Raw genomic sequence first — 26,935 nt, 5'->3', positions numbered from 1 at the left:
GGCGAGGATCGATGAGTCAAAAATATCTACATTTTTATAAAACATCAACAAAATGCCGTCTTCACCCCGTAGCAGCATCGGAGAAGAGCGGCAGCACCAGCAACGAAAAGACCCCGGCCACAGGGCCGGGGTCTCGCTCAGCAGGCGGCGATGTCAGGCCCGTCAGGACGAGGCCTGGGCCAGCTCGCGCTGCATCATCCGATCGCTGTAGTCGACGCCGTAACGCGCCCGCGACCAGCCGTAGAGCGCCAGGCCGACCAGCATCCAGCCGGCGAACAGCGCCCACTCGAAGGGCGACAGGGCCGACGGGCTGCCGGGCAGGTAGAGGCCGATCAGCGCCAGGGAGAGGATCACCGACAGCGCCCCCACGGTCTTGCCACGGCGCACCTTGAAGGGCCGCACCAGTTCCGGCTCGCGGCGACGCAGCAGCACGAAGGACAGCGACACGAAGAGGTAGGCGATGACGATGCCCAGCCCGCCGGCGACCACCAGCCACACCAGGGCCGGGCGCCCCAGCAGCGGAGCGGCGGCGGACAGCGCCCCCATCACCAGCACGGCGTTGGTGGGCGTGCGATGCTCCGGGTGCAGCCGGGCCAGGAAGGCCGGCAGCATGCCGGAGTGCGCCAGGGCATAGATCGCGCGGGAACCGCCGATGAAGAAGGCGTTCCAGCTGGTGATGATGCCGGCGATGCCGGCCAGGATCATCAGGTTCTCCGCCCAGGGCGTCTGGAAGACCGCCTGCATGGCCGCCGGCACCGCCAGCGAGCTCTCGGACAGCGCCGCCGGATCCAGCATCAGCGCGGTGCCGAGGATCATGAGCCCGTACCAGAACACCGCCAGCACCACCGAGATCATCAGCACCCGGCCGATCTCCTTGAACGGCAGGTCGATCTCCTCGGCGGCCTGGGGAATGACGTCGAAGCCGACGAACATGAACGGCACCATGATGATCACCGTCATGATGCCGCCGATCACGCCGCCCTCGACGTTGAACAGCGGTTCCATGGTGGTGGTGCTGCCCTCGAACAGCGACCCGGTGATGAACATCACGCCGACCGCCAGGATCAGCAGGGTCACCACCTTCTGTACCAGCGCGGCGGTGCGCACGCCGAGGTAGTTGATCCAGGTCATCGCCAGCGCGCCGACCACGCCGACGGCCACCCAGGTCGCCTTCACGTCCCAGCCGGCGATGGTCCACATCTGCCCCACCGCATAGTCGGGAAACAGATGCTCGACCACGGTGGGCAGCGCCACCGCCTCGAAGGACACCACGCTGACATAGCCCAGGGTGATGGCCCAGGTGCACAGGAAGGAAGGGAAATGGCCCATGGCACGATAGCTGTAGACGTGCTCGCCGCCGACCTGGGGCATGGCCGAGGCAAGCTCGGCATAGGTCAGCCCCACCAGCACGATCACCGCGCCACCGATCAGGAACGCCGTGATGGCACCCAGGCTGCCCGCCGACTGAATCCAGTTGCCGGTCATCACGATCCAGCCCCAGCCGATCATCGCGCCGAAGGCCAGGGCCAGCACGTCCTTGCGCGCCAGCACACGCGAGAGGTGCGTTGTATCGCTGTTCATTTTACAGTGTCCTTGAGTCGCGACATGAAACGTTGTATTTATCAAACGCTGTTGAAAATAAACAACAATTGCGACGAATTCAAACCCTTTCCCAGGGCAAAGAAGGCCTTACCGTCGCGGTTTTCGCCATCGAGAAATCTCGTGCGCGACGCCGCCCCCTCTGCCGGCCACTCTCCCCCTTTCGGGCACTAGCGAAACGCGTCAAAAGGCTTCATGCTGTAGCGGTCGATTCTGTCCTGTGGAGCATCATGAGCACGGCAAGCTTTTCCAACGCGGAACTCCTCGACCCTCCGCGACGATGCCCTGACCTCGACGTCAGGGACCTGGAACAACGTACGCGCCTCATGCGCATCATCACCCGGCTGATCGCCGTATCGGATCTCGGCAACCGCGAGATCGCCCGCCGCGCGGGCCTGCCCATGCAGAAGATCAGCGACCTCCTCGCCGGCCGCCTGGAGCAGCTCACCCTCGATGAGCTACAGGCACTGCGCAACACCATCGACCACGAACTCACGCCACCCTAGCCGCCCGGCGATCCATTCGCCCCGCGACCAGGGTTCGGGCCGGTCCTGCCGGCCCCTCTGCCTCATGGATTCGAGATCAGGGAGATTCCCGATGCGCCACCTCTTGACCGGCCTGCTGCTGGCCGCCTCGCTGCCCGCCCTGGCCGATGGCCAGGCCACCCTCGAGAGCCGCTCCGACCAGGGCAACGCCACCATGGAAGTCAGCTGGGCGGGCGATGACCTGCGCATGGACTTCCCCCAGCAGGCCCAGGCGGGCTTCATGCTGCTCAAGAACGGCAACGGCTACATGGTGACCCAGATGCAGGGCCAGACCCTGGTCATGGACATGGCCCGCCTCAAAGAGATGGCCGAGAGCATGGGCAACGACCAGGCCATGGCCGGGCTGACCAGCCAGCAGGCCGACTCGATCGAGTCGCTCGAGGCCACCGGCGAGCAGGAAACCATCGCCGGCCTCGAGGGCGAGGTCTACCAGCTGACCTGGACCGACAAGGCGGGCAACGCCCATGACGATACCCTGGTGCTGAGCGACGACGATCAGGTCCGCGAGCTGATGAGCGCCTTCCACGCCTACCAGCGGACCATGACCGGCGAACCCGATCCCATCGCCACGGCGCTGGAGGAAGAAGGACTCGGCATGCTGCGCTTCGGCGACCGCTTCCGGATCGCCTCGCTGTCCGACGAGACGCCGGCCGCCTCGGCCTTCGATCTGCCCGAGAACGCCATGACCTTCGACGACATGATGGGCGACGCCCTCTCGCAGTGAGCGCGGCCGCCACCGGGCTTTGCCTTACCGGCCCGCCACGAACGACGCCGCCCCTCGGGGCGGCGTCGTCGTGTCTGGCATCTGTTACCCGTGGCGACGCTAGTCGGACCGGTCAGTCACCGCCCCGGTCGAGGCGGAGCTGACCGTGCGCGCGTACTTGGCCAGCACCCCGCGGGTGTAGCGCGGCGCCGGCCGCTGCCAGGCCGCGCGGCGCCGTTCGAGCTCCTCGACGGTGAGCGCGACATTGATGGTGTCGGCCTCGGCGTCGAGGGTAATGGTGTCGCCGTCCTCGACCAGCGCCAGGGGGCCGCCATCGAAGGCCTCCGGCGTCACGTGACCGACCACGAAGCCGTGGCTGCCGCCGGAGAAGCGGCCGTCGGTGATCAGGGCCACCTCGCTGCCGAGCCCGCGCCCCATGATCGCCGAGGTCGGGGTGAGCATCTCGCGCATGCCGGGCCCGCCGCGGGGCCCCTCGTAGCGGATCACCACCACGTCGCCGGCCACCACGCTGCCGTCGTTGATGCGCGCCTGGGCCTCCTCCTCGGAGCCGAACACCCGGGCCGTGCCCGAGAAGCGGGTCCCCTCCTTGCCGGTGATCTTGGCCACCGCCCCCTCCGGGGCCAGGTTGCCGTGCAGCACGCGCAGGTGGCTCTGTGCCTTCAGCGGCGCCTCGAGGGGCGCGATGATCGCCTGGTCCTCGGGATAGGGCCCCACCTTGGCCAGGTTCTCGGCCAGCGTGGCGCCGGTCACGGTCAGGCAGTCGCCATGCAAGAGCCCGGCGTCGAGCAGGATCTTCATCAGCGGCTGGATGCCGCCGATCTCGACCAGCTCGCTCATCATGTACTGGCCGCTGGGGCGCAGGTCGGCGAGCACCGGCACCCGCTTGCCGATCGCCGTGAAGTCGTCGAGGGTGATCGATACGCCGATGGCGTCGGCCATGGCGATCAGGTGCAGCACCGCATTGGTCGAGCCGCCCAGGGCGATCACCACGGTGATGGCGTTCTCGAAGGCCTCGCGGGTCATGATGTCCGAGGGCGTGATGTCGCGCTCGAGCAGCGTCAGCACCGCCTCCCCCGCCGCCCGGCTGTCGTCGCGCTTGTTGCGCGACACGGCGTTCTGCGCCGAGCTGCCGGGCAGGCTCATGCCCAGCGCCTCGATGGCCGAGGCCATGGTGTTGGCGGTATACATGCCGCCGCAGGCGCCGGGCCCGGGAATCGCCGTCTCCTCGATCCGCTTGACGTCGATGAGGTCGAGATCGCCGCGGCTGTGGGCGCCCATGGCCTCGAACACCGAGACGATGTCGGTATGCCCCTCGCCGGGCAGGATGGTGCCGCCGTAGACGAAGACACTGGGCCGGTCGAGCCGCGCCAGGCCGATCAGGCAGCCGGGCATGTTCTTGTCGCAGCCGCCGATGGCCACCAGGCCATCGAAGCCCTCGCAGCCGGCCACCGTCTCGATGGAATCGGCGATCACCTCCCGCGACACCAGCGAGTACTTCATGCCCTCGGTGCCGTTGGCGATGCCGTCGGAGATGGTGATGGTGTTGAAGATCACGCCCTTGCCACCGGCCGCATCGGCGCCGGCGCTGGCCTGCTCGGCCAGCTCGCCGATATGGCTGTTGCAGGGCGTGACGCGGCTCCAGGTGGAGGCGATGCCCACCTGGGGCCGGGTGAAGTCGTCGTCATTGAAGCCTACCGCGCGCAGCATGGCGCGGCTGGCCGACTTGCCGACGCCGTCCACCACCGGGGCGGAATGGCGGCGGCGTGGATCCTGTGGTGTATCACTCATGGCACGGCTCCTTCGTCAGGTCGGGATGACCCTCAGAGGGTGGCGGTCATCCGCCGGCCTGGCAACCGTTCAGGCCGTGCACCGCGCCGCCGGACGCCGCCAGGCCACCAGCAGCGCCACCGCACTGGAGGCCAGGAGCGCGCCGAGAAAGGGCGGCAGGGTCGGGACCCCGCCGGGGAAGCTCGCCGCCAGCAGGCCGTCGAGGGCACTGCCCGAGGCGACCCAGCCCGGCAGCACCGCCCCGGCCAGCCCGGCGAGGCCGCCGGCCAGCGCCGCCGCGGCGCTCATCCGCGCCCACAGCCCCAGCAGCACCGGCACCACGATAGCCGCGCACAAGAGATCGGCGATCAAGAACAGCCGCAGCACCGAGAGCCCCTGCAGGGCGATCGCCACCACCGGCACCATCAGCGCCACGGTGACAAGCCGCGCCGCCTTGAGCGACAGGCCACGGTGGCCGCTGCCGGCCACCACCAGCGAGGCGATGCCGTTCTGCAGGGTATCGACGCTGGAGGCCACCAGCGTCACCGCCAGCACCAGCGCCGGCAGCGCCAGCCAGCCCGGCGCCTCGGCGAGCAGCGCGAAGAACGGGATCGGCGGCTCGCCCAGCGACACCCCCGCCATGGCGGCCAGCATGCCGAGGCCGCCGACCACCGCCACCACCAGCACCGTGACGGCCCCGCCCAGCCAGGCGCCGCGTCCCAGCGCCCGGTCGTCCCGGGCCGCCCACACCCGCTGCCAGTAGCCCTGATGAAAGAGGTTGGCCGCGGTCACCGCGATCACCAGCGTCAACGCCACGGACAGGGCGTCGGCGGCGGGAATCGACGGCAGCGCGGCCCCGGCCGGCAGTTCCGGCAGCCGGGCCAGCGCCACGCCGCCCACCAGCACCAGCAGGGCCAGCAGCAGCCAGGCCTGCCAGCGATCGGTGGCCAGGCTCGCGCGCAGCCCGCCCAGCGCGGTGTAGAGCAGGGTCGCCGCCGCCACGCCGACCACTACCAGCGACACCGGGACGTCCGACAGCAGCCCGGTGATGGCGCCGATGGCGGTCAGCTCGGCGGCCAGGAAGCAGCCCATGTACAGCACCGAGACCAGCGCCACCCAGCGGCGGATGCCGGCGCCGAAGCAGGCCTCGGCGTACTCGCCGATGCTACGCCCCTCGGGCAGCCGACGGCGGATGGCCGGGCCGAAGGCGCCGAGCACGATGAACGGCAGCGCCGAGCCGATGGCATAGCCGGCCAGGCCCAGCGGGCCGACGAAGGCGCCGATCTCGGGCGGCGCGAAGAGGATCCAGGCGCCCATGCCGGAGGCCAGGAAGGAGAGCCCCAGGGTCGGGGCCGACTGGGAGTTGCGGGCGGTGACGTAGTCGTCGAGCGGACCGTCCGCCCGACGGGCACGCAGGCCCAGAACGGTGAAACACAAAAGCGCCGCGCCAAGCACGGCTGACGTCAGATAAGGCATGTCGCACTTCCTCCGCCGGCATGAACCGGATCAGGTTCCAGGGTCAGCGACGCACGCTCTCTCAGCCCCGCCGATGCCGGCGAGACTCCCCTGGCGACAGTGAATGGATGGTGGTGGCGATCCTCAAGGCAGGGCCTACATGGCCGATATCAGGATAGCCGCGCCAGCATGACACATCCTTCCCGCCATTCGAACAACCAGCCCGGGCCCCGCCGGCGACGCTTCCGGCGAGAGCCAGCTGCTGCTACACGAGAGTCAGCTGGCGCCGCTGGGTGAGCTGCTGGAGATGGCGCTGGGCTGATTCAGCGCCCTTCCCGGCAGCCAACAGGACGGCCCCGCCTCTCTCGAGACGGGGCCGTCGCTCACCGCCGAGCGGGAGGGGATCAGCTCAGCGAGATGGTGCTGTTGATACCGCCGGAGACGTTCTCGGGCTCGAACCAGCGGGCGGTGACGGTCTTGGTCTGGGTCCAGAAGGCGATGGCCTGCTTGCCGTTGGGGCCCAGGTCGCCGAGCTTGGAGCCCCGCGAACCGGTGAAGCTGAAGTAGGCCACCGGCACCGGGATCGGCACGTTGATGCCCACCTGGCCGACGTCGATCTCGGTCTCGAAGCGCCGCGCCACCCAGCCGGAGTTGGTGAAGATCGAGGTGCCGTTGCCGTTGGGGTTGGCGTTGATGAAGGCGATCGCCTCGTCGAGGGTCTCCACGCTCACCACGCACAGCACCGGACCGAAGATCTCCTCGCGGTAAATGGTCATCTCCGCGGTCACGTCGCTGAACAGGGTCGGACCGACGAAGTTGCCGTCCGGATAGCCCTCGACCTCGCAGCCGCGGCCGTCGATCAGCAACCGGGCGCCTTCCTCCTCGCCGGTGGCGATCAGGTCCTCCACCCGCGCCTGGGCGGCCGGCGAGACCAGCGGGCCGAGGTCGGCGTCGCGCTGGGTGCCGGGGCCGACCTTCATGTGGCGGGCGGCCTCGGCCAGCTCGTCCAGCCACTCGCGGGCCTCGCCCACCAGTACCACCACCGAGTTGGCCATGCAGCGCTGGCCGGCGGCGCCGAAGGCCGAGCCCAGCAGGTTGTTGATGGCCTGGCTGCGGTTGGCGTCGGGCATCACCACGCAGTGGTTCTTGGCCCCCATCATCGCCTGGGCGCGCTTGCCGGCCTCGGAGGCGCGGCGATAGAGCTGGGTGCCGACGTGGGTCGAGCCGATGAACGACATCGCCTTGATGTCCGGGTGATCGCAGAGGCGGTTGGCCACGTCCGGGCCGCCGTGCACCACGTTGAGCACGCCGTCCGGCACGCCGGCCTCGTGGGCCAGCTCGACCAGCCGCATGGTCGAGCTCGGATCCTGCTCGGAGGGCTTGAGCACGAAGGTGTTGCCGGTGGCGATGGCCAGCGGGAACATGAAGCACGGCAGCATGATCGGGAAGTTGAAGGCGGTGATCCCGGCGCCGACGCCCAGCGGCTGGTTGAGGGTGTAGACGTCGACCTCGGTGGCGGCGTTCTCGGCCAGCTCGCCGAGCTGCAGCGAGGTGATCGAGCAGGCGTGTTCCACCACCTCGAGCCCGCGCCCTACCTCGCCGGCGGCGTCGGGCAGGGTCTTGCCGTGCTCCTCGGTGATCAGCGCGGCCAGCTCCTCGGTGTGCTCGCGGATCAGCGCCTGCAGCCGCAGCATGATGCGCTGACGCTTGGCCAGCGGGGTGCGGCGCCATTCGCAGAAGGCGGCCCTGGCGCTGGCCACGGCACGATCGACCTCCTCGAGGGTGCAGAACGGCACCCGGGCGACCACCTCCTGGGTGGCCGGATTGAGCACGTCGCGCCATTCCTGGCTCTGCGAGGTGACGGCCTGGCCATCGATATACAGCGGGATCTCTCTGACGGGCATCTAGCGGCTCCTTGGCGACCCCGGGAGAGGCTTCCTGCCCTCCCCGGGCCCGCGGTTCGTGATTGTTATCCGGGGTCCGGCCCCGTCGAGGCCTCGACGGGGGCGGATCGAGAACGGCGAAACGCTCATGCAGGCTCACGATTTCCAAGCCATCGAGTGTAGGTAGGCCGCAAATCGCCAGGCAACCGGGGGGCGACCAATGGACGAGTCGCCGCCTCGCGGAACGCCTCCGCCCTGTCATCGTCGAAGGACGATAAAGGTTTGCTATCAATGTCTTCGGGAAAGAAAAATGGCGGTCTCTTGTGCCGTCACTAAACTGGTTGAGAAAGGCTGGAACCCGCTCGAAAACGGCGCTGTCGATGATCGATGACGGACCAGCGATGCGACCCCTGCTCGTCAGGAGCAGCACAACACGCGATCGAAGGAGAGCAAGATGGGTGACGCTACGCAGCAAGGCGGAGCAGGCAAGTGCCCGGTCATGCATGGCGGGATGACCGAGACCGGCGACTCGGTCATGGATTGGTGGCCGAATGCCCTGAATCTCGACATCCTGCATCAGCACGATACCAAGACGAACCCGCTGGGTGCCGACTTCGACTACCGTGAAGAACTCAAGAAGCTGGACGTCGAGGCGCTGAAGAACGACCTGCGCCAGCTGATGAACGACAGCCAGGACTGGTGGCCGAGCGACTGGGGGTCCTATGTCGGCATGTTCGCCCGCGTCGCCTGGCACGCCGCCGGCTCCTACCGCCTGGCCGATGGCCGCGGCGGCGGCGGCACCGGCAACCAGCGCTTCGCGCCGCTGAACTCCTGGCCGGACAACGTCAACACCGACAAGGGCCGCCGCCTGCTGTGGCCGATCAAGAAGAAGTACGGCAACAAGATCTCCTGGGCCGACCTCATCATCCTGTCGGGCACCATCGCCTACGAACAGGCCGGCCTGAAGACCTTCGGCTTCGCCTTCGGTCGCGAGGACATCTGGCACCCCGAGAAGGACACCTACTGGGGCGCCGAGAAGGAATGGCTCGCCCCCTCCGACGAGCGCTACGGCGACGTCGACCAGCCAGAGACCATGGAAAACCCGCTGGCCGCCGTGCAGATGGGCCTGATCTACGTGAACCCGGAAGGCGTCAACGGTCAGCCCGACCCGCTGAAGACCGCCGCCCAGGTGCGCGAGACCTTCGCTCGCATGGCGATGAACGACGAGGAGACCGCGGCGCTGACCGCCGGCGGCCACACCATCGGCAAGTGCCACGGCAACGGCAACGCGGACGATCTCTCCGAGGATCCGGAAGCGGCGGACGTCGAATACCAGGGCATCGGCTGGATGAACACCAAGGGCCGCGGCATCGGTCGTGACACCGTGGTGTCCGGCATCGAGGGCGCCTGGACCAGCCACCCGACCCAGTGGGACATGGGCTGGTTCGAGATGCTCTTCGGCTACGAGTGGGAGCTCAAGAAGTCGCCGGCCGGCGCCTGGCAGTGGATGCCCATCGACATCCGCGAGGAGCACATGCCCGCCGACGTGGAAGACCCGTCGATCAAGTGCCTGCCGATCATGACCGACGCCGACATGGCGATGAAGATGGATCCGGCCTACAACGCGATCTGTCAGAAGTTCATGGCCGACCCGGAGTACTTCTCCGAGACCTTCGCCCGCGCCTGGTTCAAGCTGACCCACCGCGACATGGGCCCCAAGGCCTGCTATCTCGGCCCGGACGTGCCGCAGGAAGACCTGATCTGGCAGGACCCCGTGCCGGCCGGCGAGACCCAGTACGACATCGGCCACCTGAAGGCCAAGATCGCGGCCGCAGGCCTGCCGATGGCCGATCTGATCGCCACCGCCTGGGACAGCGCCCGCACCTTCCGCGGTTCCGACAAGCGCGGCGGCGCCAACGGCGCCCGCATCCGCCTGGCGCCGCAGAAGGACTGGGCCGGCAACGAGCCCGAGCGCCTGGCCAAGGTGCTGTCCGTGCTCGAGCCGCTGGCCGAAGAGGCCGGTGCCTCGATCGCCGACACCATCGTGCTGGCCGGTAACGTCGGCGTGGAACAGGCCGCCAAGGCCGCCGGCACCGAGATCTCCGTGCCCTTCTCGCCGGGACGCGGCGATGCCAGCGACGAGATGACCGACGCCGACAGCTTCGAGGCGCTCGAGCCGCTCGCCGACGGTTTCCGCAACTGGCAGAAGCAGGACTATGTCGTCGCCTCCGAGGAGATGCTGCTCGACCGCGCCCAGCTGCTGGGCCTCACCGCGCCGGAAATGACCGTGCTGGTCGGCGGCATGCGGGTCCTCGGCACCAACCACGGCGGCACCCAACACGGCGTGTTGACCGACCGCGTGGGCCAGCTGACCAACGACTTCTTCGTCAACCTGACCGACATGGCCTACAGCTGGAAACCCGCGGGCCAGGGGCTCTACGAGATCCGCGACCGCAAGACCGACCAGGTGAAGTGGACCGCCACCCGCACCGACCTGGTGTTCGGCTCCAACTCCATCCTGCGCGCCTACGCCGAGGTCTACGCCCAGGACGACAGCCAGGCCAAGTTCGTCGAGGACTTCGTGGCCGCCTGGACCAAGGTGATGAACGCCGATCGCTTCGATCTGGCCTGATCGCCTCTCGCCGCCGCGCCCGCGGCGGCCCATGAAGACATCGCGCCGGCCCTCGTGGCCGGCGCGCTTCGTTGGTCCGCCCCTTTCCCCTCACCCTTCGCCCGCGGGCGCCTGGGCCGCCTCGGGCGGGCGACCCCTCGACCACCGGACCAAAGGACATTAGACGGTAGTACCAGATCCGCCTAGGCTGACCCCTTCATCGTGTCATCGCCCAGGAGCCGCCCCGTCATGTCGTCCGTTCTCGGTGTCGTTTTGCCCATCTTCGGCCTGATCCTGGCGGGCTACCTGTGCCGCCGCACCGGCCGGCTGGGCGAGACCGCCGCCGCCGAACTCAACCGCTTCGTGGTCTGGCTGTGCCTGCCGGCGCTGCTGTTCCGCACCACGGCCAGCGCCCGCTGGGAAGAGATCTGGCATCCGGGCTTCATCGCCGCCGTGACCCTGCCGACGCTGCTGCTGTTCGCGGTCACCGTGGGCTATCGCCTGCGCGGCCGGCGTCGGCTGGTCGACGCCAGCATCGACGGCCTCGGCGCCGCCTACGCCAACACCGGCTACGTGGGCATCCCGCTGAGCCTGCTGGTACTGGGCGAGGCGGGCCTGGCACCGGCGCTGGTCGCCACCCTGATCGTGGTCTGCGTGCTGTTCGCCATCGCCGTCGTCTGCATCGAGGTCGGCCTGCAGGACGAGCCCTCCTTCGCCCGAGCACTCGGCAAGGTGTTCAAGGCCCTGTCCAGGAACCCGCTGGTGGTGTCGCCGCTGCTGGGCGCGCTGTGGGCGCTCGGCGGCCCGTCGCTGGCCGGCCCCTTCGACGACTTCCTGCGCCTGCTGGGCGATGCCACCACGCCCTGCGCGCTGGTCTCGCTGGGCCTGTTCCTGGCCCAGAAGCAGAGCGGCTCCGCCGAGGGCGCCTGGGGGCTGGTCGGCCTCAAGCTGCTGGTGCATCCGCTGCTCACCTGGGTGCTGGCGTTCCACGTCTTTGCGCTGCCGCCGCTGTGGGCCAAGTCGGCGCTGCTGATGAGCGCGCTGCCCACCGGCACCGGGCCCTACATGCTGGCGGAGTTCTACGGCCGCGAGGCGGCGGTCGTCTCGCGCACCGTGCTGCTCTCGACGCTGGGCTCGGTGTTAACGCTGTCGCTGTGCCTCTATTGGATCTAGCGGCAGGCTCGAGGCGATGTGATCCGTGTTGGCGATATCACCCGGGGGCGGGAGGCCGGCGCTGCCGGTGATAGAGGCACGTCGATGCCTCGAGCGTCAAAGACGCCCGGCGAACATTCATTCAATTGCTGCAAGTATCAGGTTGGATGAATTTCAATCATCTTGAAGCCGGAAAACCTTCATTGGTGACGGGGCCTGTACGACTGCCAGAATGCGGCCTGACTCAAGACACCTGCCACCGCGGAGGCATGCATCCATGGCACACGACCTGATCACCCAACGACTCGACCGGGGCCCCCTCATCTGTGCCGAGGGCTTCCTGTTCGAGCTTGAACGGCGCGGTTATCTCTCCGCCGGCGAGTTCGTACCCGAAGTGGCGTTGCTGCGCCCGGACGCGCTGGAAGCGCTGCACCGGGACTTCCAGCATGCGGGGTCGGACGTTGTTCAGGCCTTCACCTACAACGGCCACCGCGAAAAAATGAAGGTCATCGGCAAGGAAGATTTGCTGGAACCGCTGAATCGGGCCGCGTTGAAGATTGCTCGCAAGGTGGCCGATGAAAAGGCCGGTAACCTGATGGCCGGCAACATTTCCAACAGCAACGTCTGGGACCCCGAGGATCCGGCCTCCCAGCAGAGCGTGCGCGACATGTTCGACGAGATGGTGCAGTGGGCCGACGAGGAAGGCGCCGACTTCATCATCGCGGAAACCTTCTACTATGCCGGAGAAGCCGAGGCGGCCCTGGAGGCGATCAAGGCCAAGGGGCTGCCCGCCGTCGTCACCCTGGCGCCGATGGCCGAGGATCGCATGATCGATGGCCCCGGCATCGTGGAAACCTGCCTCGCCCTGGAGCAGAAGGGCGCCAGCGTGGTCGGCCTGAACTGTTTCAGAGGGCCGGATACCATGCGGCCCTGGATCCAGCGGATTCGCGATGCCGTGGCCTGCCATGTGGCGGCGCTGCCGGTCACCTATCGCACCACCGAGCAGGAGCCGACCTTCTTCAACCTCTCCGACCCGCAGGGATGCGGCTGCCCGGCGCCCCATGGACGACCGTTCCCGACCGCCCTGGACCCGATGTTCTGCAACCGCTACGAACTCGGCGCCTTTGCTCGCGACGTTCATGCCCAGGGGGTCAACTACCTCGGCGTCTGCTGCGGCGCATCGCCGATGCACGTGCGTGAGGTCGCCATGGCGGTGGGACGCGAACCGGAAGCCGCCCAGTTTGCGGAGCGCATGGAGAACCACTTCATGTACGGCTCCCATGATCGCCTGCCGGACCACATCGCCGCCCTGGGGGATAAGGCCTGAAGGGACCGTTACCCTGAACCAGCGTACGGCAGCCAAGGAACCCGCATGGAATTCTCGCAAGGCGCCCAGGGGCGCGATCAGGCACTCGTCGAACTGTTCACGGCGACCTTCACCGCCGCCGAGGGAGCGTCGGAAGGCACGCTGATCGGCGACCTGGTGGGTAACCTGCTGTCTCGCACACCCGCGCCGGATCGGCATGTCTTCACCGCCGCGTCCGATGGTGCGGTCATCGGCGCGGCGATCTTCTCGAGGCTGACCTACGACCAGGATGAGCGAAGCGTGCTGGTGCTCGGCCCGGTAGCGGTGGCGACCGAGTGGCAAGGCCAGGGGTCGGACGGCAGCTGCTGACCCATGCCCTGCAGGCGCTGCGTGAGGCGGGCATCGACATCGCCGTGACCTATGGTGACCCGAACTACTACTCGCGAGTCGGCTTTGCGCCGGTCACCACGACCATCATCCCGGCGCCGTTCGCGCTGCAATACCCCGAGGGCTAGCTCGCACAACCCCTCACCGAGGCCGAGATGACGCCGCTGAGGGGCAGGGCCCGCTGTGTCGAGGCGTTCAACGACCCGGCCTTCTGGTGACAGACGCGCCGGGCGAGGCGTGACATGCCGACGGCCCCTGTCGCGGTGACGATGCGCTCGCGTCAGGTGCCGCAGAAGGTCCGCAGCACCCTCTCGTCGTTCTGCGGCGGGCGGGTGTAGTCGACCTCGCCGGTCGGCGCCTCGAAGGGCCGGGTGATCGCCGCCAGCAGCGCCTCGAAGGGGCCGAAGTCGTCGTTCTCGGCCGCCGCGATGGCCTCCGCCACGCGATGGTTGCGCGGGATCACCGCCGGATTCACGCCGCGCAGGCGCCGCGCCAGCTCGGCGGCATCGGCGTCCTCCCGGGACAGCCTCTCGCGCCAGCGTGACAGCCACGCCTCCGGCGCCTCACGGTCGCCGAACAGCTCGGCCGCCAGGCGCGCCTCGCCCTCGGGGCCTTCCAGGGCATCGGCCAGGCGGCGGAAGCTCAGGGTGAAGTCGGCGCGAGCGGCCTGCATCGCCGCGAGCCAGTCCTCGACCAGGGCGGCGTCGCCCTCCTCCTCCGTCACGAGGCCCAGCTTGGCCCGCATCACCCGCATCCGGCTGGCCTCGAAATGATCCTCGAAGGCCTTCAGCACCTCGGTGGCGCGCTCGATGGCCCGCTCGCGATCCTCGTCGATCAGCGCCAGCAGCGTCTCGGCGAAGCGCGCCAGGTTCCACTGGGCGATCGGTGGCTGATTGACGAAGGCGTAGCGGCCGCGCTCGTCGATGGAGCTGAACACGGTGCGCGGGTCGTAGGCGTCCATGAAGGCGCAGGGGCCATAGTCGATGGTCTCCCCGGAGATCGCCGCGTTGTCGGTGTTCATCACCCCATGGATGAAGCCGACTCCCATCCAGCGGGCGACCAGCTCGGCCTGGCGCTCCACCGTCGCCTCGAGCAGGCCCAGATAGCGCTCGCCCTCGTCCCGGTCGGCGAGATGAGGATAGTGGCGCTCGATCGCCTCGTCGGCCAGCAGCCGCACGGCCTCCTGGTCATCGCGGGCGGCGAAGTACTGGAAGGTGCCCACCCGCAGGTGGCTGACGGCGACGCGGGTCAGCACCGCGCCGGGCTCCGGCACGCGACGATAGACCGTTTCGCCGGTGGTCACCGCGGCCAGCGCCCGGGTGGTCGGCACGCCCAGGGCATGCATGGCCTCGCTGACCAGGTACTCGCGCAGCACCGGGCCCAGCGGCGCCCGGCCGTCGCCGCCGCGGGAGAACGGCGTGCGCCCGCTGCCCTTGAGCTGGAGGTCGCGCACCCGGCCGGCGCGGTCGGTCACCTCGCCCAGCAGCACCGCCCGGCCGTCGCCGAGCTGGGGCACGAAATTGCCGAACTGGTGGCCGGCGTAGGCCAACGCCACGGGCTCGGCGCCCTCGGGCAGGGCGTTGCCGGACAACAGCTCGGCGGCCCGTTCGGGGTCGAAGGCGTCCAGATCGAAGCCCAGCGACTCGGCCAGTGGCCGATTGAAGGCCACCAGCTCGGGGCGCTCGACGGGCGCCGGCTGGGCGGGCGCCCGCAGCCGGTCGGGGAAGCGCGCATAGCGCAGCGTGAAGGGGGGAAACATGGCGCCTCCTGAATGCGAATTGCCCCCAGCCTACAGCGACCGGGGGCCTGCACCCAAGGCGTATCGGCGCGATTCAGAACGGCGCTGAACGTGGAACACGCCGGGGACGGGGGGGCCTACGCCAGGGAAGGCGTCGGTAGCGCCCAGGGAGGGGTTCATAGCGCCCCTCGCAGCCCCGTCGACGGCGAACACATCGGTTCCCGTTTACAGAGAATCGACGAAGGTGGCGTGATCCCGGGCCACGCAGTCGGCGTAGCCGAAGGCCAGCGTCGAGATCATGTCCACGAAGTGCTCCTGGCCGCCCTCGACCCGGTCGGTCACCGCCCGGGCGAAGACGCCGGGAGCGTCGGGATTCAGCGCCTGGGCGCCGCGCAGGTGCTCGCGGGCCAGGATCCGGCCCCACTGCTTGGCCAGCTTGCGATAGGGCTTGTCGCCGTCGATCTTGTGGGTCGGGAAGTCCTCCTTGAACGGCGAGCGCTCGCGCACCGAGAACACCGTGTCGCCCAGATGCAGCCAGCCCAGGTAGAGGTCCGGGTGCTCGGCGATGGCGGTGAAGGCGGCGGCGTGGCGGGCGCCCTCGTGGGCGAAGGCCCGGCGCCAGTCGCGCTTCTCGGCGGCGTTCATCATCCGCCAGCCCTCGGGCGCGGTCTGCTGCTTCACGTCGAGGATCACGTCGTCGTGAACGTGGTCGCGCCCGCCCTCGATCAGCACGTAGTAGCGCTCGAGCCCCAGCGAGCCGGTGCCGGCGTCCAGGCGCCGCGCCATGTCCTTGACCCGGAAGTGATCCTCCTCGGCCTCGGCGCGGGCGCCGCGCAGCGTCTCGCGGTATTCCTCCTCCACGGCCTTGCGCAGCTGGCTGGCCAGGTGGGCCGGCAGCCGGGCCAGCTTCTCCGGGCGCTCGTCGACGGCGAAGCGCCGGCCGTCGTCGCCGAGCACGGTCCACTTGTCGAGCATCTTGGCCCGGCTCTCCTTGCGCGCCACCTTCTCCAGGAAGGGCTCCAGCGGCCCCTTGGCGGTCTCCAGGGTCACCGCCCCCGGCACCTCGCCCTCGGCGTGGTCGTCGAGCTCGTCCAGGTAGGCCTCGATGAGCGTCTCGAGCGACTTGTCGATGCCCTTGCGCGAGAGCCCGGCGTTCTCCCGCGCGTCCAGCACCAGGCTGATCGCCAGCCGCCAGAGGTCGTACTGGTAGTCGCCGACCATGGCGTCGTCGAAGTCGTCCATGCCGTAGCGCACGGCATCGTCGTGGTGGCCGTAGGCGCCGAAGTTGTAGACGTGAGCATCGCCCTGCAGCCAGGTCTGGGTCTCGGGCAGGCCGCCGTAGAGGGCGAAGCGCCAGTCGTGCCAGACGTCGCTCCAGTACAGGTGGTTGGTGCCGCGGAAGAAGCGATACGGCGACTCGGCCAGCTTGGCGTACTTGGCCTCGCGGTCGTCGTCGTCAAGCGAGGCATTGGCGGCGGTGATGGCGTCGAGCACCTGGCGGGGGCGATTGTGGCGGGTCAGCGGTGGCGTCATGAAGCTTCCTTTTCCGACATGGACGGTGCGACGAACGCCGGCGGGCGCAGCGTTCAGTCAAGCAAGCCCCGGCGTCGACGGCAAGGGTTACAAATGATCGAGCACGTCGAAGTGATCGCAGCCGGCCAGATCGGTCAGCTCGACCACGCCACCGGCGGCCTCGAGCGCGACCGCGAAGTCGCGGCCCTGGGAGCGAAACGCCGGCGGATCGCGCTCGGCGATCACCACCCGGCACGGCGGCAGCCCGGCGAGATCGCCGAAGCGCGGGCTCAGCGCCCGGGCCCGCGTCCGATCGAGGCCCAGCGGCGCGTTGATGTAGGTATCCACCAGCGGCGTGAGATCATAGACGCCGCTGACCAGCAGCAGCTCATCGACCTCTCCCTTCGCCTCGGCGGCTACCCGACACGCCAGCTGGGCGCCGGCGCTGTGGCCGCCGAGGATCACCCGCCCCGCGCCGCCGCGTGCTTCCAGCGCCTCCCGCGCCATGGCGAGCCCGCGGGCGCACTGGGCGATCATGGTCTCGATCGCGGTCCCCGGCGCCAGCCCGTAGCCCAGCGAGGCGAAGGCCATGCCCCGGGCCAGATAGCGCTCGGCGAGGAAGTCGCTGGCGGTGTGATCGAGCTCCTGCCAGTAGCCGCCGTGGATGAAGGCCATCAGCGGCCAGGAACCCCCACCCTCGCTTTCAGACATGCGTCCGCTTACGCCCTCGGGAAGGAACAGGTCCAGCCGGGCGTCGGCATCGTCACCGTCGACCAGTTCGAGCGGCCGATGGCGGGCCGCCAGCGCGCGGCCGGCGTGCGCCTGGCGCGCCAGCGTCGCCTCGACGCCACGGGCGAAGCGACTCGGCGAATAGGCATGATCCCGCGCCGCCTGCACGTCGCGACCGGCCATCAGGTCACCGCCCCGCGCACGTGGAAGCGAGGCTCGCGATACTCGCCGCCCTCGACCACCTCGCGGAAGTGCCGCGCCGCCTGCCAGACATCCTCGAAGCTCAGGTAGAGCGGCGCGAAGCCGAAGCGCATCAGCCCCGGCTCGCGGTAGTCGCCGATTACCCCGCGACCGATCAGCGCCTGGACGATGGCGTAGCCGTTGTCGGCATCCACCAGCGACACCTGGCTGCCGCGCTCGGCGGCCGGCGGGGTGATGTCCTCGATGCCGTGCGCCTCGAACAGGTCGGCCAGGCCGTCGCGGAACAGCGTGCCCAGCGCCAGGCTCTTCTCCCGCAGCGCCGCCATGTCGACATCGCCCCACATCGAAAGCGAGGCCTCCAGGGCGCTGTAGGCCAGCGCGGAGTGGGTGCCGGTACGAAAGCGGGTGATGTCGCCGGCCGGGGCATAGTCGGCGTCGAAGGCGAAGGGCGCGGCATGACCGTGCCAGCCCGAGAGCGGCTGCCAGCCCCCGTCCTGATGGTCGCGATGCACGTAGAGGAAGCCCGGCGCGCCGGGGCCACCGTTGAGATACTTGTAGGTGCAGCCCACCGCGTAGCGGGCGCCGCTGCCGGCGAGGTCCACCGGCAGCGCGCCGGCCGAGTGGGCCAGGTCCCAGATCACCTCGCCGCCGGCCTCGTGCACCCGCCGCGTGGTGGCCGCCATGTCGCGCAGCCGGCCGGTGCGATAGTTGACCTGGCTGAGCACCACCACGGCCACGCCGTCCAGGTGCTCGGCGAGCTCGGCGCCCTCGGGCAGCACGCGATGCTCGACGCCGCCGAGCCGGCAGAAGCCCTGGGCGATGTAGCCGTCGGTGGGGAAGTTGCCGCCCTCGCTGAGCACCGCGCCACGGTTGCCATCGCCGCGCCGCTCGAGGATATAGCCCAGCAGCTTGAACAGGTTGAGGGTGATGTTGTCGGTGACCACCACCTCGCCGTCGCGGGCGCCGATCACCGGCGCCAGCCGGTTGCCGAGGCGCTCCGGGGCGTCGAACCAGCCCCGGTTCCAGCCGCCGATCAGCTCGTCGCGCCACTGATCCAGGGTCGCGGCGACGGCCTCCCGGGCGGCCGTCGGCTGGGCACCGAGGGAGTTGCCGTCGAGGTAGATCACCCCGTCGGGCAGGGCAAACAGGGGCTTGAAGCCCGCCAGGGGATCGTGGCGGTCGAGCTCGCGAACGCGGTCCAGGCTGACGCTCATGTCGGGTCTCCGCAGGGTCAAGGGAAAGGCCTGCGATCATTCTAGGCGAGGACGGGCGACACCCGCCCGACCCTCGGCGCCCTCTCCGAGGCCGTCACTGCTCCCCCTCATCCCAGACGTTTCTTCTCTATTTTCGAGACACTAGCGTCCGTTGCCCGCCATCTTGATGACGATTGGACATCTTGTCGTCGAGTCAGTAGGGTAATGGCGCCTCGGCCGGTAACATCGACACCGCGCCCGAGGCGGTCACCCTTCGTGACCGACTGGTCTCGCTTCACCGCAGACTGGATCACCCCGCTTTCGACTGTCCGTCGTCGACGTCATCGATAGAGAAGGAATCCATGTCGCCCCACTACAGTGAACAGGGCCGCTGCATGCCGCGCCGCCCACCCCCAGCCTCTCCCTTCCCCGGGTAACGCCACGCGGCGCCGCCTCGAGCGGCCCGAGCGTCATTCCATCGTCGCCTCATCGGCTCACGCCCCGATGACGTCATCGCGTGCGCGATCAACACGACCCAACCGACCATCGCGTCCGGCCGGCACCCCTGCGTGGCCGTTTCGTGACGCGCCCCTTCCACTCACCGAGGGATTGCTTTTGAACAGCGCATCGCTTCATCAATTCTCGACCCCGACCATCCTCCTGTTGATGCTCGCCTTCTACGGCGGCACCTACCTGCTCACGCTCGGCATCCGCAAGAAGAAGGAAGACGCCGACGCCTTCATGGTCTCCAACCACCGCATCGGCTTCGGCATCGGCGCGGCCAGCATGACCGCCACCTGGATCTGGGCCGCCTCCTTCTACGCCGCCGCCACCTCCGGCTACACCTACGGCGTCTCCGGCCCCATCCACTACGGGCTCTGGGGCGCGCTGATGATCCTGTTCATCTACCCGTTCGGGCGCCGCTTCCGCAAGCTCGCCCCCAACGCCCACACCCTGGGCGAGCTGATCCACGCCCGCCACGGCAGCTCCAGCCAGCTGATCCTGGCGTTCTCCAACGTGCTGGGCAGCGTGATCAGCCTGATGGTCAACTTCACCGCCGCCGGCGCCCTGGTCTCGGTGCTCTCGCCGCTCTCCTTCCAGGCCGGGGTCATCATCGCCGGCGTCGGCGTGCTGCTCTACACCCTGTGGTCGGGCTTCCGCGCCTCGGTGCTGACCGACTTCGCCCAGCTGGTGGCCCTGATGGCCATCGCCGTGGTGATCATCCCCGCGGTGTTCTTCGCCATGGGCGGCCCCGGCGAGCTGGTCGCCGGCCTCGACAACCTGACCGCTGAGCAGGCCGACTTCTTCTCGATGGACGCCATCCTCAACCAGGGCGCGCCCTTCTTCGTCGCCGTGCTGGCCTACGCCATCGGCAACCAGACCATCTCCCAGCGCCTGTTCGCGGTGAACGAAGAGCACATCAAGCCGACCTTCCTCACCGCCACCGTCGGCTATGGCGCCATCGTCATCGGCCTCGGCATGATCGGCCTGATGGCCCTGACGCTGGGCATCGAGCCGCTCAATGGCGACATGAACAACCTGATCCCGCAGATGGTGTCGAGCTACCTGCCGCCGGTGTTCATCGCGCTGTTCTTCATCCTGGTGATCGGCTCGCTCTCCTCCACCGCCGACTCCGACCTCTCGGCGCTGTCGGCGATCATGATGGCCGACGTCTACGGCAAGAACCTGGCCCGCGGCAAGGCCGACCCCCAGCGCATGCTGCTGGTGGGCCGCCTGACCATGATCATCGCCACCGCGGCGGGCATCGTCTTCGCCAGCTTCTCGCTGGATATCCTGGTGATGCTGGTGTTCGTCGGCGCGCTGTGGGGCGCCATCGTCTTCCCGGTGATCGCCAGCTGCTTCTGGGACCGCATCACCAATGCGGCCTTCACCACCTCGGTGCTGGTGGCCATGGTGATGTTCTGCCTGGCCCGCTTCGAGTGGCTGCCGCTGGCGGGCGCCACCGGCCTGCTCTTCGAACTGCTGGCGAGCATCGGCGGCGGCGTGATCATCGGCCTGATGGTGTTCGGCTTCCTGGGCCGCACGATGGGCTTCCTCGCCGGCATCCTGGCACTCGCGGCCATGCTGGTCTTCGCCACCGGCTTCCTGCGCGAATACACCGTGCTGCTGGCCTCGCTGACCGCCTACGGCACCAGCACCCTGGTGTGCGTGGTGATGAGCCTCGCGAGCCGTCAGGAGCGCTTCGACTTCGCCACCATCGGCGAACGGGTCGGCGACTATGACCATATCCAGGGCGCGCCCGCGGAGGCATCGCGCCACCAGCCGACCCCGCCCAAGGACGCCGCCCCCCTGGCCGGCCAACGCTGAGCCGGGGCCCATCCACCATGGCGCCGGGTGCCGGCGCCGCCACGAGGAGAACCGCCATGAACTTGCTCTATGGCTTCTATGTGCTCGTATGGCCCGCCCTGACCCTGGGCGTGCTGGTACTGATCTGCCGCGCGGTGCTGCGCGACCGCCGCGACGCCAGGCGCGAGCAGCGCGAGCTCGTCTGACGCGGAGGTTGGCGATCCCCTGATCGCCGCCCTGCCAAGGACCCCGCCGGCCACTGCCGGCGGGGTCCTTTTCGTTCAATCCAACGACACGGGAGGCTAGACTGAGACACCGGCACCACGCGACGCCTCCGGGTCGCCTCAACGGGGGGCCAAGCCGATGACCGACGATGCCCTGGACGACTTCCGCCCGCCGGAGGCCGAGGCCCTCGGCCAGCGCCCAATGGAAGGCCACCGGGCGCGGCTGCGCTAACGGTCGACGCGCACTCGACGCACAATCAAGCAAAGACGCCGCATGACCTGCACGAAGCGTCCGGCTTGACGTCCGTTTCCGGCGAGTCTCGCCGCGCTGGCGCGTTACACTGCGATCAGGAACCGAGACCGAGGAACGCCGCCATGCTGGATGCCGCTCAGTGCCGCCAGGCGCGCCTGGCCCGGGATGCGCGCTTCGACGGCCGCTTCGTGGTCGGCGTGACCAGCACCGGCATCTACTGCCGACCGATCTGCCCGGCCATTCCGTCGAAAGACACCCGGGTGCGCTACTTCGATACGCCCCTGGCCGCCGCCGAGGCCGGCTTCCGTCCCTGCCTGCGCTGCCGGCCGGACAGCGCCCCCGACTCCCCCGCCTGGCGCGGCACCCGCACCACGCTCGAGCGAGCGCTGCGGCTGATCGACGACGGCGCCCTGGGCGACGGCTCGCTGAGCGACCTGTGCCAGCGACTCGGCGTCGGCGAGCGTCACCTGAGGCGGCTGTTCCACGACGGACTCGGCGTCTCGCCCAAGGCCTACGCCCAGTATCGCCAGTGCCTGTTCGCCAAGCAGCTGCTGCACCAGACCACGCTGCCGATCACCGACATCGCCTACGCCAGCGGCTTTCGCAGCCTGCGACGCTTCAACGATGCCTTCGTGACCCGCATCGGCCTGGCGCCGCGGGAACTGCGCCGAAGCGCCGCCGATAGCGTCAACGGCGGCCAGAACGGCGGCCAGAACGGCGAGCCGCTGACGCTGTGGCTGGCCTATCGCCCGCCCTACGCCTGGCCGGCGCTGCGCGACTTCCACGCCGGCCGTGCCATTGCCGGCCTGGAGTGGGTCGGCGAGGCATATTACGGCCGGCATATCCGCTGGGGCGGCGCGCGCGGCTCGTTCACCGCCGAACACGTCCCGCAGCGCCACGCCTTCCGGGTCCGCCTCGTGCTCGACGACCTGCGCGCACTGTCGCCGGTGGTGCGGCGCATCCGCCGGGTGCTGGACCTGGACGCCGACACCACCACCATCGAGACCCATCTGGCCGGCGCCTTCCCCGGCCTTGCACTGGTCGAGGGGCTGCGGCTGCCCGGCATCTGGTCGCCCTTCGAGGCCGGCATCCGCGCCATCCTCGGCCAGCAGGTCTCCACCGACGCCGCCCGCGGCCTGGTCACGCGACTGGTGGAGGCGCGGGGCGAGCCGACCGAGCACGGCCATCACTTCCCCGTGCCCGAGGCCATCGCCGACAGCGAACTCGACGAGCTGCGCATGCCCGGCGCCCGCAAGGCGACGCTCAGGCGCTTCGCGAGCTGGTACGCTGAAGGCGAAGCCGACGACGATCCGCAGGCCTGGACGACGCTGAAAGGCATCGGGCCCTGGACGGCGAACTACGCGGCGCTGCGCGGCACCGGCGCCCCCGATATCTGGCTTGCCGGCGATGCCGGCGTGCGCCGCGCCCTGCCCCGCCTGGCGGGCGCCGAGCCGGCCCGGGGAGCGCCCTGGCGCAGCTACCTGACCCTGCAGCTCTGGTCTTCCACCCCCTGAGGTTCATCCCCCTGAACAACAAGGAGCCAAGCCGATGACCGACGATGCCCTGGACTACTTCCGCCCGCCGGAGACCGAGGCCCTCGGCCTGATCCGCCTCGGCGCCTCCGACGCCGGGCTGACCGAGATCGCCTTCGTCATAGAAGAGGACGAGCCGGCCCGCCCCAACGCCCACACCGAGCGGGCCCGCGCCCAGCTGGCCGAATACTTCGACGGCCTCCGCCAGGCCTTCGACCTGCCGCTGGCGCCGCAGGGCACCGACTTCCAGCGCCGGGTCTGGCAGGCGCTCTCGACCATTCCCTTCGGCGAGACCCGCTGCTACGCCGAGATCGCCGAGCAGCTCGGCTGCAAGGGCGGCCAGCGCGCGGTGGGCGCGGCCAATGGCCGTAACCCGCTGGCCATCGTGGTGCCCTGCCACCGGGTGATCGGCAGCGACGGCCGTCTCACCGGCTACGCCGGCGGCATCGGCCGCAAGCAGTGGCTGCTGGCGCATGAGGCCGGCGAGATTCCCTTTTCCTTGAACTGAGCCGCGCTGAACCGAGCCCCCGGCACCGGGCTTCTCTGAACCAGGCTTCCCTGCACCGAGCCGGGCCCCGGATCGTTTCGCCGTCGCGATGCCCCGCCTCGTGCGGGCCTCGTGGCGGGCTTGCCCACGATTTTCTTCCATCCCGCCCGATCGCCCGCCACGAGCGCCTTCCGGCGTCTTTGCTGCATCGCAGCTGATGCCTTTGTCTAAGCCGCCCGGTTTGACAGTAGTATTTCACTTCGCCTATTGAAATATATATCAGCACCGCTGATAGACACTTCACACAAGAAAGCTTCGTACCACAGCCGCTCTCGCGCTGTTGCTGTAAAGAGAAGTCGCTCCCAACCAACGGCCCATAACAACAACGCCAATCTGGAGACGCCATGAAACGCTCAATGCTCCCCCTCGTCGCGGGCACCGCCCTCGCCGCCTCTCTCGCCGGCACCGCCGCCTCGGCCGACACCGTGCTGCGCGCCTCCCACCAGTTCCCCGGTGGCCAGGGCGACGTGCGCGACGAGATGGTCCAGCTGATGGCCGACAAGGTCGCCGAGGCCGACGTCGGCCTGGAGATCGAGGTCTATCCCGGCCAGTCGCTGTTCAAGGCTCGCGAGCAGTGGGCCGCGCTGTCCCGCGGGCGCCTGGACATCACCGCCCTGCCGCTCGACTACGCCAGCGGCCGCCACCCGGAGTTCTCCGCCACCCTGATGCCCGGCGTGGTGCGCAACCACGAGCACGCCCGCCGCCTCAACGACTCCGAGTTCATGGACATGATCAAGCACGTCATCCAGGAAGGCGGCGCCCGGGTGCTGGCCGATGCCTGGCTGGCCGGCGGCTTCGCCTCCAGCCAGCAGTGCATCACCTCGCCGGACACCGTCGAGGGCCAGACCTTCCGCGCCGCCGGCCCGGCCTTCGAGGAAATGCTGGCCGGCGCCGGCGCCTCGATCTCCTCCATGCCGTCGTCCGAGATCTACACCGCCCTGCAGACCGGAGTGCTGGACGCCGCCAACACCTCCTCGATGTCCTTCGTCTCGTATCGCATCTACGAGCAGGTGAGCTGCATGACCGCGCCGGGCGAGCACGCCCTGTGGTTCATGTACGAGCCGATCCTGATCTCCGAGCGCAGCTGGCAGGGCCTCAGCGAGGAACAGCAGCAGGCGCTGACCGCCGCCGGCCAGGCCGCCGAGGACTTCTTCGCCGAGGAGGCCGCCGGGCTCGACCAGAAGATGGTCGACGCCTACGAGGAGAACGGCGTCGAGGTGGTGACCATGAGCCAGGAGGACTATGACGCCTGGCTGGAGATCGCCAAGCAGACCTCCTACCAGAACTTCGCCGAGAACGTCCCCAACGGACAGGCCCTGATCGACGCCGCCCTGGCCGTCGAGTAACCGGGTTTTTGCCCCACGACACCGGCCCCGGGCCGGTGTCTCTGACTCCGGGAGGACGACATGGCCATGGCCAATACCTCACCCCTCGCCCGACGCCTGCCGCTGGTCGGCGGCTACATCCGCCTGATGGACGGCGTCTCCCGCGGCGCCGCCTACGTCGCCTGCGCGCTGTTCCTGGCCGGCGTCGGCGCCATCTGCCACATGGTCTTCGTGCGCTACGCGCTGGGCATGAGCACCAGCTGGCAGACCGAATTCACCATCTTCTCGGTCACCGGCGCCATGCTGATGGGCAGCGCCTACGTGCTGATGACCGGCGGCCACGTCGCCATCACCCTGCTGCCCGACCTGGTCGGCGGGCTCGGCCGCAGGCTCATGCTGCTGCTCGGCTCGCTGGTCGGCCTGGCCTTCTGCGCCGCGCTGGCCTACGGCAGCTGGGTCTACGTCGCCGAGGCGTATCACGGCCAGTGGACCACCGGCACGGTGTGGAACCCGCCGCTGTGGCCGGCCCTGCTGCCGGTGGCACTCGGCGCCACCCTGCTGACGCTGCAGTACGTCGCCGAACTGCTGCGCGGCGAGGAGAACTGACATGGATCCGATCACGCTGGGCATCATCGTCGCCGTCGGTCTCATCGTACTGATGGCCATCGGCACCCCCATCGCCTTCGCCCTGGGCGGCGTCTCGCTGATGGCGCTGCTCTACGACCGCGGCATGCCGGAGCTGACCTACTTCGGCGAGACCTTCTTCGAGCGCATCGCCGAGTTCGGCTTCGTCGCCATCCCGATGTTCATCCTGATGGGCGCCGCCGTGGCCTCCTCGCCCACCGGCCGCGACCTCTACCGCTCGCTGGACCTGTGGATGGGCCGCCTGCCGGCCGGGCTCGCCGTCTCCAACATCGGCGCCTGCTCGATCTTCGCCGCCCTCTCCGGCTCGTCGCCGGCCACCTGCGCGGCGATCGGCAAGATGGGCATCCCCGAGATGCGCACCCGCGGCTATCCCGACGGCGTGGCCGCCGGCTGCATCGCCGCCGGCGGCACCCTGGGCATCCTGATTCCGCCCTCGGTGACCATGATCATCTACGGCATCGCCAGCGAGACCTCCATCGGCCGCCTGTTCATCGCCGGGGTGGTGCCGGGCTTCATGCTCGCCGGGCTGTTCATGGTCTGGACGATCATCGCCTGCAAGCTGGCCGGGGGCTATCAGAACCCCGCGGCCGAGGCCGCCGGCCGGCTCAAGGAGACGGTCAAGGCCAACGTCGACTCCAACCTCAAGGCGGTGGTGCGGGTGCTGCCCTTCCTCGCCGTGGTGGCGGGCATTCTGTTCGCGCTCTACGGCGGCGTGGCCACGCCCTCCGAGGCGGCCGGCGTCGGCGCCTTCCTGTGCCTGGCACTGGCGATCCTGATCTACCGCATGTGGCAGGCCGGGCCGATCAAGCTGATCATGCGCGACTCGCTGCGCGAGAGCGTGATGATCATGCTGGTCATCGCCTGCGCCGAGGTCTTCGCCTACGCCCTGTCGTCGCTGTTCATCACCCAGACCGTGGCCGGCGCCATCGCCGATCTGGAGGTCAACCGCTGGGTGCTGATGGGCGTCATCAACGTCTTCCTGCTGGTGGCCGGCTTCTTCCTGCCGCCGGTGGCGGTGATCGTGATGACCGCGCCGATCCTGCTGCCGATCATCCTGGCCGCCGACTTCGACCCCTACTGGTTCGCGGTGGTGCTGACCATCAACCTGGAGATCGGCCTGATCACCCCGCCGGTGGGCCTCAACCTGTTCATCATCAAGGGCATCGCGCCGGACATCTCGCTGCGCAGCATCCTGACCGGCAGCCTGCCCTACGCCCTGTGCATGGTGCTGGCGATCGTGCTGCTGTGCCTGTTCCCGGGCATCGCCCTGTGGCTCCCCGACCTGATCATGGGCTGAAGG

The 26,935-nt window shown here is 69.1% G+C and carries 22 protein-coding genes and 1 riboswitch; of the genes, 14 read left to right on the top strand and 8 right to left on the bottom strand.

The features are described from left to right. Positions 1-162: 162 nt before the first annotated feature. On the bottom strand, positions 163-1,581 hold the full coding sequence (locus tag ACGTNF_RS08775; protein ID WP_394601365.1) for an APC family permease: 1,419 nt from the start codon (positions 1,579-1,581) through the stop codon (positions 163-165). 248 nt (positions 1,582-1,829) lie between these two features. Here ACGTNF_RS08775 and ACGTNF_RS08770 point away from each other — a divergent pair, with 248 nt between their 5' ends. Continuing rightward, on the top strand, positions 1,830-2,105 hold the full coding sequence (locus tag ACGTNF_RS08770) for an XRE family transcriptional regulator (protein ID WP_026068532.1): 276 nt from the start codon (positions 1,830-1,832) through the stop codon (positions 2,103-2,105). Positions 2,106-2,196: 91 nt separating this feature from the next. Then, positions 2,197-2,868, top strand: coding sequence for a hypothetical protein (locus ACGTNF_RS08765; RefSeq protein ID WP_394601364.1), 672 nt, complete (start codon positions 2,197-2,199; stop codon positions 2,866-2,868). A 99-nt stretch (positions 2,869-2,967) separates the two neighbouring features. On the opposite strand, the gene ilvD is transcribed toward ACGTNF_RS08765, so the two are convergent. The 3 genes from ilvD to ACGTNF_RS08750 form a co-directional block, all read right to left on the bottom strand. Further along, the gene (gene ilvD, locus ACGTNF_RS08760; RefSeq protein ID WP_394601363.1) at positions 2,968-4,656 is read right to left on the bottom strand and encodes a dihydroxy-acid dehydratase; all 1,689 of its coding nucleotides are present in this window, start codon (positions 4,654-4,656) and stop codon (positions 2,968-2,970) included. A gap of 69 nt (positions 4,657-4,725) precedes the next feature. Next, positions 4,726-6,111, bottom strand: coding sequence for a sodium:solute symporter family transporter (locus ACGTNF_RS08755; RefSeq protein ID WP_394601362.1), 1,386 nt, complete (start codon positions 6,109-6,111; stop codon positions 4,726-4,728). Then, positions 6,101-6,213, bottom strand: a riboswitch (TPP riboswitch). It overlaps the preceding gene by 11 nt. 281 nt (positions 6,214-6,494) lie before the next feature. Beyond that, positions 6,495-7,994 carry a CoA-acylating methylmalonate-semialdehyde dehydrogenase gene (locus tag ACGTNF_RS08750; protein WP_394601361.1) on the bottom strand — a complete coding sequence of 500 codons (1,500 nt, stop codon included), beginning with the start codon at positions 7,992-7,994 and terminating at the stop codon, positions 6,495-6,497. 433 nt (positions 7,995-8,427) lie between these two features. On the opposite strand from ACGTNF_RS08750, the gene katG reads away from it, so the two are divergent. The 5 genes from katG (at position 8,428) to ACGTNF_RS08725 (ending at position 13,557) form a co-directional block, all read left to right on the top strand. After that, positions 8,428-10,605: a catalase/peroxidase HPI gene (gene katG / locus ACGTNF_RS08745; RefSeq protein ID WP_394601360.1), complete on the top strand. Its 2,178-nt coding sequence runs from the start codon at positions 8,428-8,430 to the stop codon at positions 10,603-10,605. Positions 10,606-10,833: 228 nt separating this feature from the next. Then, positions 10,834-11,757, top strand: a complete 924-nt coding sequence (locus ACGTNF_RS08740) for an AEC family transporter (RefSeq protein WP_394601359.1) — start codon at positions 10,834-10,836, stop codon at positions 11,755-11,757. 256 nt (positions 11,758-12,013) lie between these two features. Next, positions 12,014-13,063 (top strand): homocysteine S-methyltransferase family protein, encoded by a 1,050-nt coding sequence (locus ACGTNF_RS08735; protein ID WP_394601358.1) that lies wholly within the window; start codon positions 12,014-12,016, stop codon positions 13,061-13,063. A 45-nt stretch (positions 13,064-13,108) separates the two neighbouring features. Next, positions 13,109-13,411, top strand: coding sequence for a GNAT family N-acetyltransferase (locus tag ACGTNF_RS08730; protein WP_394601357.1), 303 nt, complete (start codon positions 13,109-13,111; stop codon positions 13,409-13,411). Further along, positions 13,378-13,557 carry a GNAT family N-acetyltransferase gene (locus ACGTNF_RS08725; protein WP_394601356.1) on the top strand — a complete coding sequence of 60 codons (180 nt, stop codon included), beginning with the start codon at positions 13,378-13,380 and terminating at the stop codon, positions 13,555-13,557. The genes ACGTNF_RS08730 and ACGTNF_RS08725 overlap by 34 nt, the downstream gene beginning before the upstream one ends. 152 nt (positions 13,558-13,709) lie before the next feature. On the opposite strand, the gene ACGTNF_RS08720 is transcribed toward ACGTNF_RS08725, so the two are convergent. The 4 genes from ACGTNF_RS08720 to kynU form a co-directional block, all read right to left on the bottom strand. Then, entirely contained in the window at positions 13,710-15,188 is a 1,479-nt protein-coding gene (locus ACGTNF_RS08720) for a protein adenylyltransferase SelO (protein WP_394601355.1), read from the bottom strand. A 204-nt stretch (positions 15,189-15,392) separates the two neighbouring features. Beyond that, positions 15,393-16,700, bottom strand: coding sequence for a DUF2252 domain-containing protein (locus ACGTNF_RS08715; protein WP_394601354.1), 1,308 nt, complete (start codon positions 16,698-16,700; stop codon positions 15,393-15,395). A gap of 87 nt (positions 16,701-16,787) precedes the next feature. Further along, a complete protein-coding gene (locus ACGTNF_RS08710) occupies positions 16,788-17,591 on the bottom strand; it encodes an alpha/beta hydrolase (RefSeq protein WP_394601353.1) in 804 nt (267 codons plus the stop codon). Continuing rightward, complete coding sequence (gene kynU / locus ACGTNF_RS08705; RefSeq protein WP_394601352.1) at positions 17,591-18,823, bottom strand: kynureninase; 1,233 nt, start codon at positions 18,821-18,823, stop codon at positions 17,591-17,593. The genes ACGTNF_RS08710 and kynU overlap by 1 nt, the downstream gene beginning before the upstream one ends. 594 nt (positions 18,824-19,417) lie before the next feature. On the opposite strand from kynU, the gene ACGTNF_RS08700 reads away from it, so the two are divergent. The 7 genes from ACGTNF_RS08700 (at position 19,418) to ACGTNF_RS08670 (ending at position 26,932) form a co-directional block, all read left to right on the top strand. Beyond that, positions 19,418-21,130, top strand: a complete 1,713-nt coding sequence (locus ACGTNF_RS08700; RefSeq protein WP_394601351.1) for a sodium:solute symporter family protein — start codon at positions 19,418-19,420, stop codon at positions 21,128-21,130. A 56-nt stretch (positions 21,131-21,186) separates the two neighbouring features. Further along, a complete protein-coding gene (locus tag ACGTNF_RS08695) occupies positions 21,187-21,315 on the top strand; it encodes a putative transporter small subunit (protein ID WP_016855834.1) in 129 nt (42 codons plus the stop codon). 393 nt (positions 21,316-21,708) lie between these two features. Beyond that, positions 21,709-23,100: a DNA-3-methyladenine glycosylase 2 family protein gene (locus tag ACGTNF_RS08690; RefSeq protein WP_394601350.1), complete on the top strand. Its 1,392-nt coding sequence runs from the start codon at positions 21,709-21,711 to the stop codon at positions 23,098-23,100. 34 nt (positions 23,101-23,134) lie between these two features. After that, positions 23,135-23,626, top strand: coding sequence for a methylated-DNA--[protein]-cysteine S-methyltransferase (locus tag ACGTNF_RS08685; RefSeq protein ID WP_394601349.1), 492 nt, complete (start codon positions 23,135-23,137; stop codon positions 23,624-23,626). A gap of 383 nt (positions 23,627-24,009) precedes the next feature. Next, the gene (dctP, locus tag ACGTNF_RS08680; protein ID WP_394601348.1) at positions 24,010-25,011 is read left to right on the top strand and encodes a TRAP transporter substrate-binding protein DctP; all 1,002 of its coding nucleotides are present in this window, start codon (positions 24,010-24,012) and stop codon (positions 25,009-25,011) included. Between the two features lie 60 nt (positions 25,012-25,071). Further along, positions 25,072-25,596, top strand: a complete 525-nt coding sequence (locus ACGTNF_RS08675; protein ID WP_016855838.1) for a TRAP transporter small permease subunit — start codon at positions 25,072-25,074, stop codon at positions 25,594-25,596. A 1-nt stretch (position 25,597) separates the two neighbouring features. Further along, positions 25,598-26,932: a TRAP transporter large permease gene (locus tag ACGTNF_RS08670; RefSeq protein ID WP_016855839.1), complete on the top strand. Its 1,335-nt coding sequence runs from the start codon at positions 25,598-25,600 to the stop codon at positions 26,930-26,932. The last annotated feature ends 3 nt before the right edge of the window (positions 26,933-26,935 follow it).

Origin of the sequence: Halomonas sp. B23F22_10 (assembly GCF_043496975.1) — a bacterium.
In the GTDB taxonomy this organism is placed as follows: domain Bacteria; phylum Pseudomonadota; class Gammaproteobacteria; order Pseudomonadales; family Halomonadaceae; genus Halomonas; species Halomonas smyrnensis.
Note: the sequence above shows the minus strand (reverse complement) of the source record. Positions and strands in the feature narration are given on the sequence as shown.

What these genes read in the sequence shown, in the direction of transcription:
- ACGTNF_RS08775 (WP_394601365.1), bottom strand. Translation starts at nt 1,581, where the DNA reads ATGAACAGCGATACAACGCACCTCTCGCGTGTGCTGGCGCGCAAGGAC.
- ACGTNF_RS08770 (WP_026068532.1), top strand. Translation starts at nt 1,830, where the DNA reads ATGAGCACGGCAAGCTTTTCCAACGCGGAACTCCTCGACCCTCCGCGA.
- ACGTNF_RS08765 (WP_394601364.1), top strand. Translation starts at nt 2,197, where the DNA reads ATGCGCCACCTCTTGACCGGCCTGCTGCTGGCCGCCTCGCTGCCCGCC.
- ilvD (WP_394601363.1), bottom strand. Translation starts at nt 4,656, where the DNA reads ATGAGTGATACACCACAGGATCCACGCCGCCGCCATTCCGCCCCGGTG.
- ACGTNF_RS08755 (WP_394601362.1), bottom strand. Translation starts at nt 6,111, where the DNA reads ATGCCTTATCTGACGTCAGCCGTGCTTGGCGCGGCGCTTTTGTGTTTC.
- ACGTNF_RS08750 (WP_394601361.1), bottom strand. Translation starts at nt 7,994, where the DNA reads ATGCCCGTCAGAGAGATCCCGCTGTATATCGATGGCCAGGCCGTCACC.
- katG (WP_394601360.1), top strand. Translation starts at nt 8,428, where the DNA reads ATGGGTGACGCTACGCAGCAAGGCGGAGCAGGCAAGTGCCCGGTCATG.
- ACGTNF_RS08740 (WP_394601359.1), top strand. Translation starts at nt 10,834, where the DNA reads ATGTCGTCCGTTCTCGGTGTCGTTTTGCCCATCTTCGGCCTGATCCTG.
- ACGTNF_RS08735 (WP_394601358.1), top strand. Translation starts at nt 12,014, where the DNA reads ATGGCACACGACCTGATCACCCAACGACTCGACCGGGGCCCCCTCATC.
- ACGTNF_RS08730 (WP_394601357.1), top strand. Translation starts at nt 13,109, where the DNA reads ATGGAATTCTCGCAAGGCGCCCAGGGGCGCGATCAGGCACTCGTCGAA.
- ACGTNF_RS08720 (WP_394601355.1), bottom strand. Translation starts at nt 15,188, where the DNA reads ATGTTTCCCCCCTTCACGCTGCGCTATGCGCGCTTCCCCGACCGGCTG.
- ACGTNF_RS08715 (WP_394601354.1), bottom strand. Translation starts at nt 16,700, where the DNA reads ATGACGCCACCGCTGACCCGCCACAATCGCCCCCGCCAGGTGCTCGAC.
- ACGTNF_RS08710 (WP_394601353.1), bottom strand. Translation starts at nt 17,591, where the DNA reads ATGGCCGGTCGCGACGTGCAGGCGGCGCGGGATCATGCCTATTCGCCG.
- kynU (WP_394601352.1), bottom strand. Translation starts at nt 18,823, where the DNA reads ATGAGCGTCAGCCTGGACCGCGTTCGCGAGCTCGACCGCCACGATCCC.
- ACGTNF_RS08695 (WP_016855834.1), top strand. Translation starts at nt 21,187, where the DNA reads ATGAACTTGCTCTATGGCTTCTATGTGCTCGTATGGCCCGCCCTGACC.
- ACGTNF_RS08690 (WP_394601350.1), top strand. Translation starts at nt 21,709, where the DNA reads ATGCTGGATGCCGCTCAGTGCCGCCAGGCGCGCCTGGCCCGGGATGCG.
- ACGTNF_RS08685 (WP_394601349.1), top strand. Translation starts at nt 23,135, where the DNA reads ATGACCGACGATGCCCTGGACTACTTCCGCCCGCCGGAGACCGAGGCC.
- dctP (WP_394601348.1), top strand. Translation starts at nt 24,010, where the DNA reads ATGAAACGCTCAATGCTCCCCCTCGTCGCGGGCACCGCCCTCGCCGCC.
- ACGTNF_RS08675 (WP_016855838.1), top strand. Translation starts at nt 25,072, where the DNA reads ATGGCCATGGCCAATACCTCACCCCTCGCCCGACGCCTGCCGCTGGTC.
- ACGTNF_RS08670 (WP_016855839.1), top strand. Translation starts at nt 25,598, where the DNA reads ATGGATCCGATCACGCTGGGCATCATCGTCGCCGTCGGTCTCATCGTA.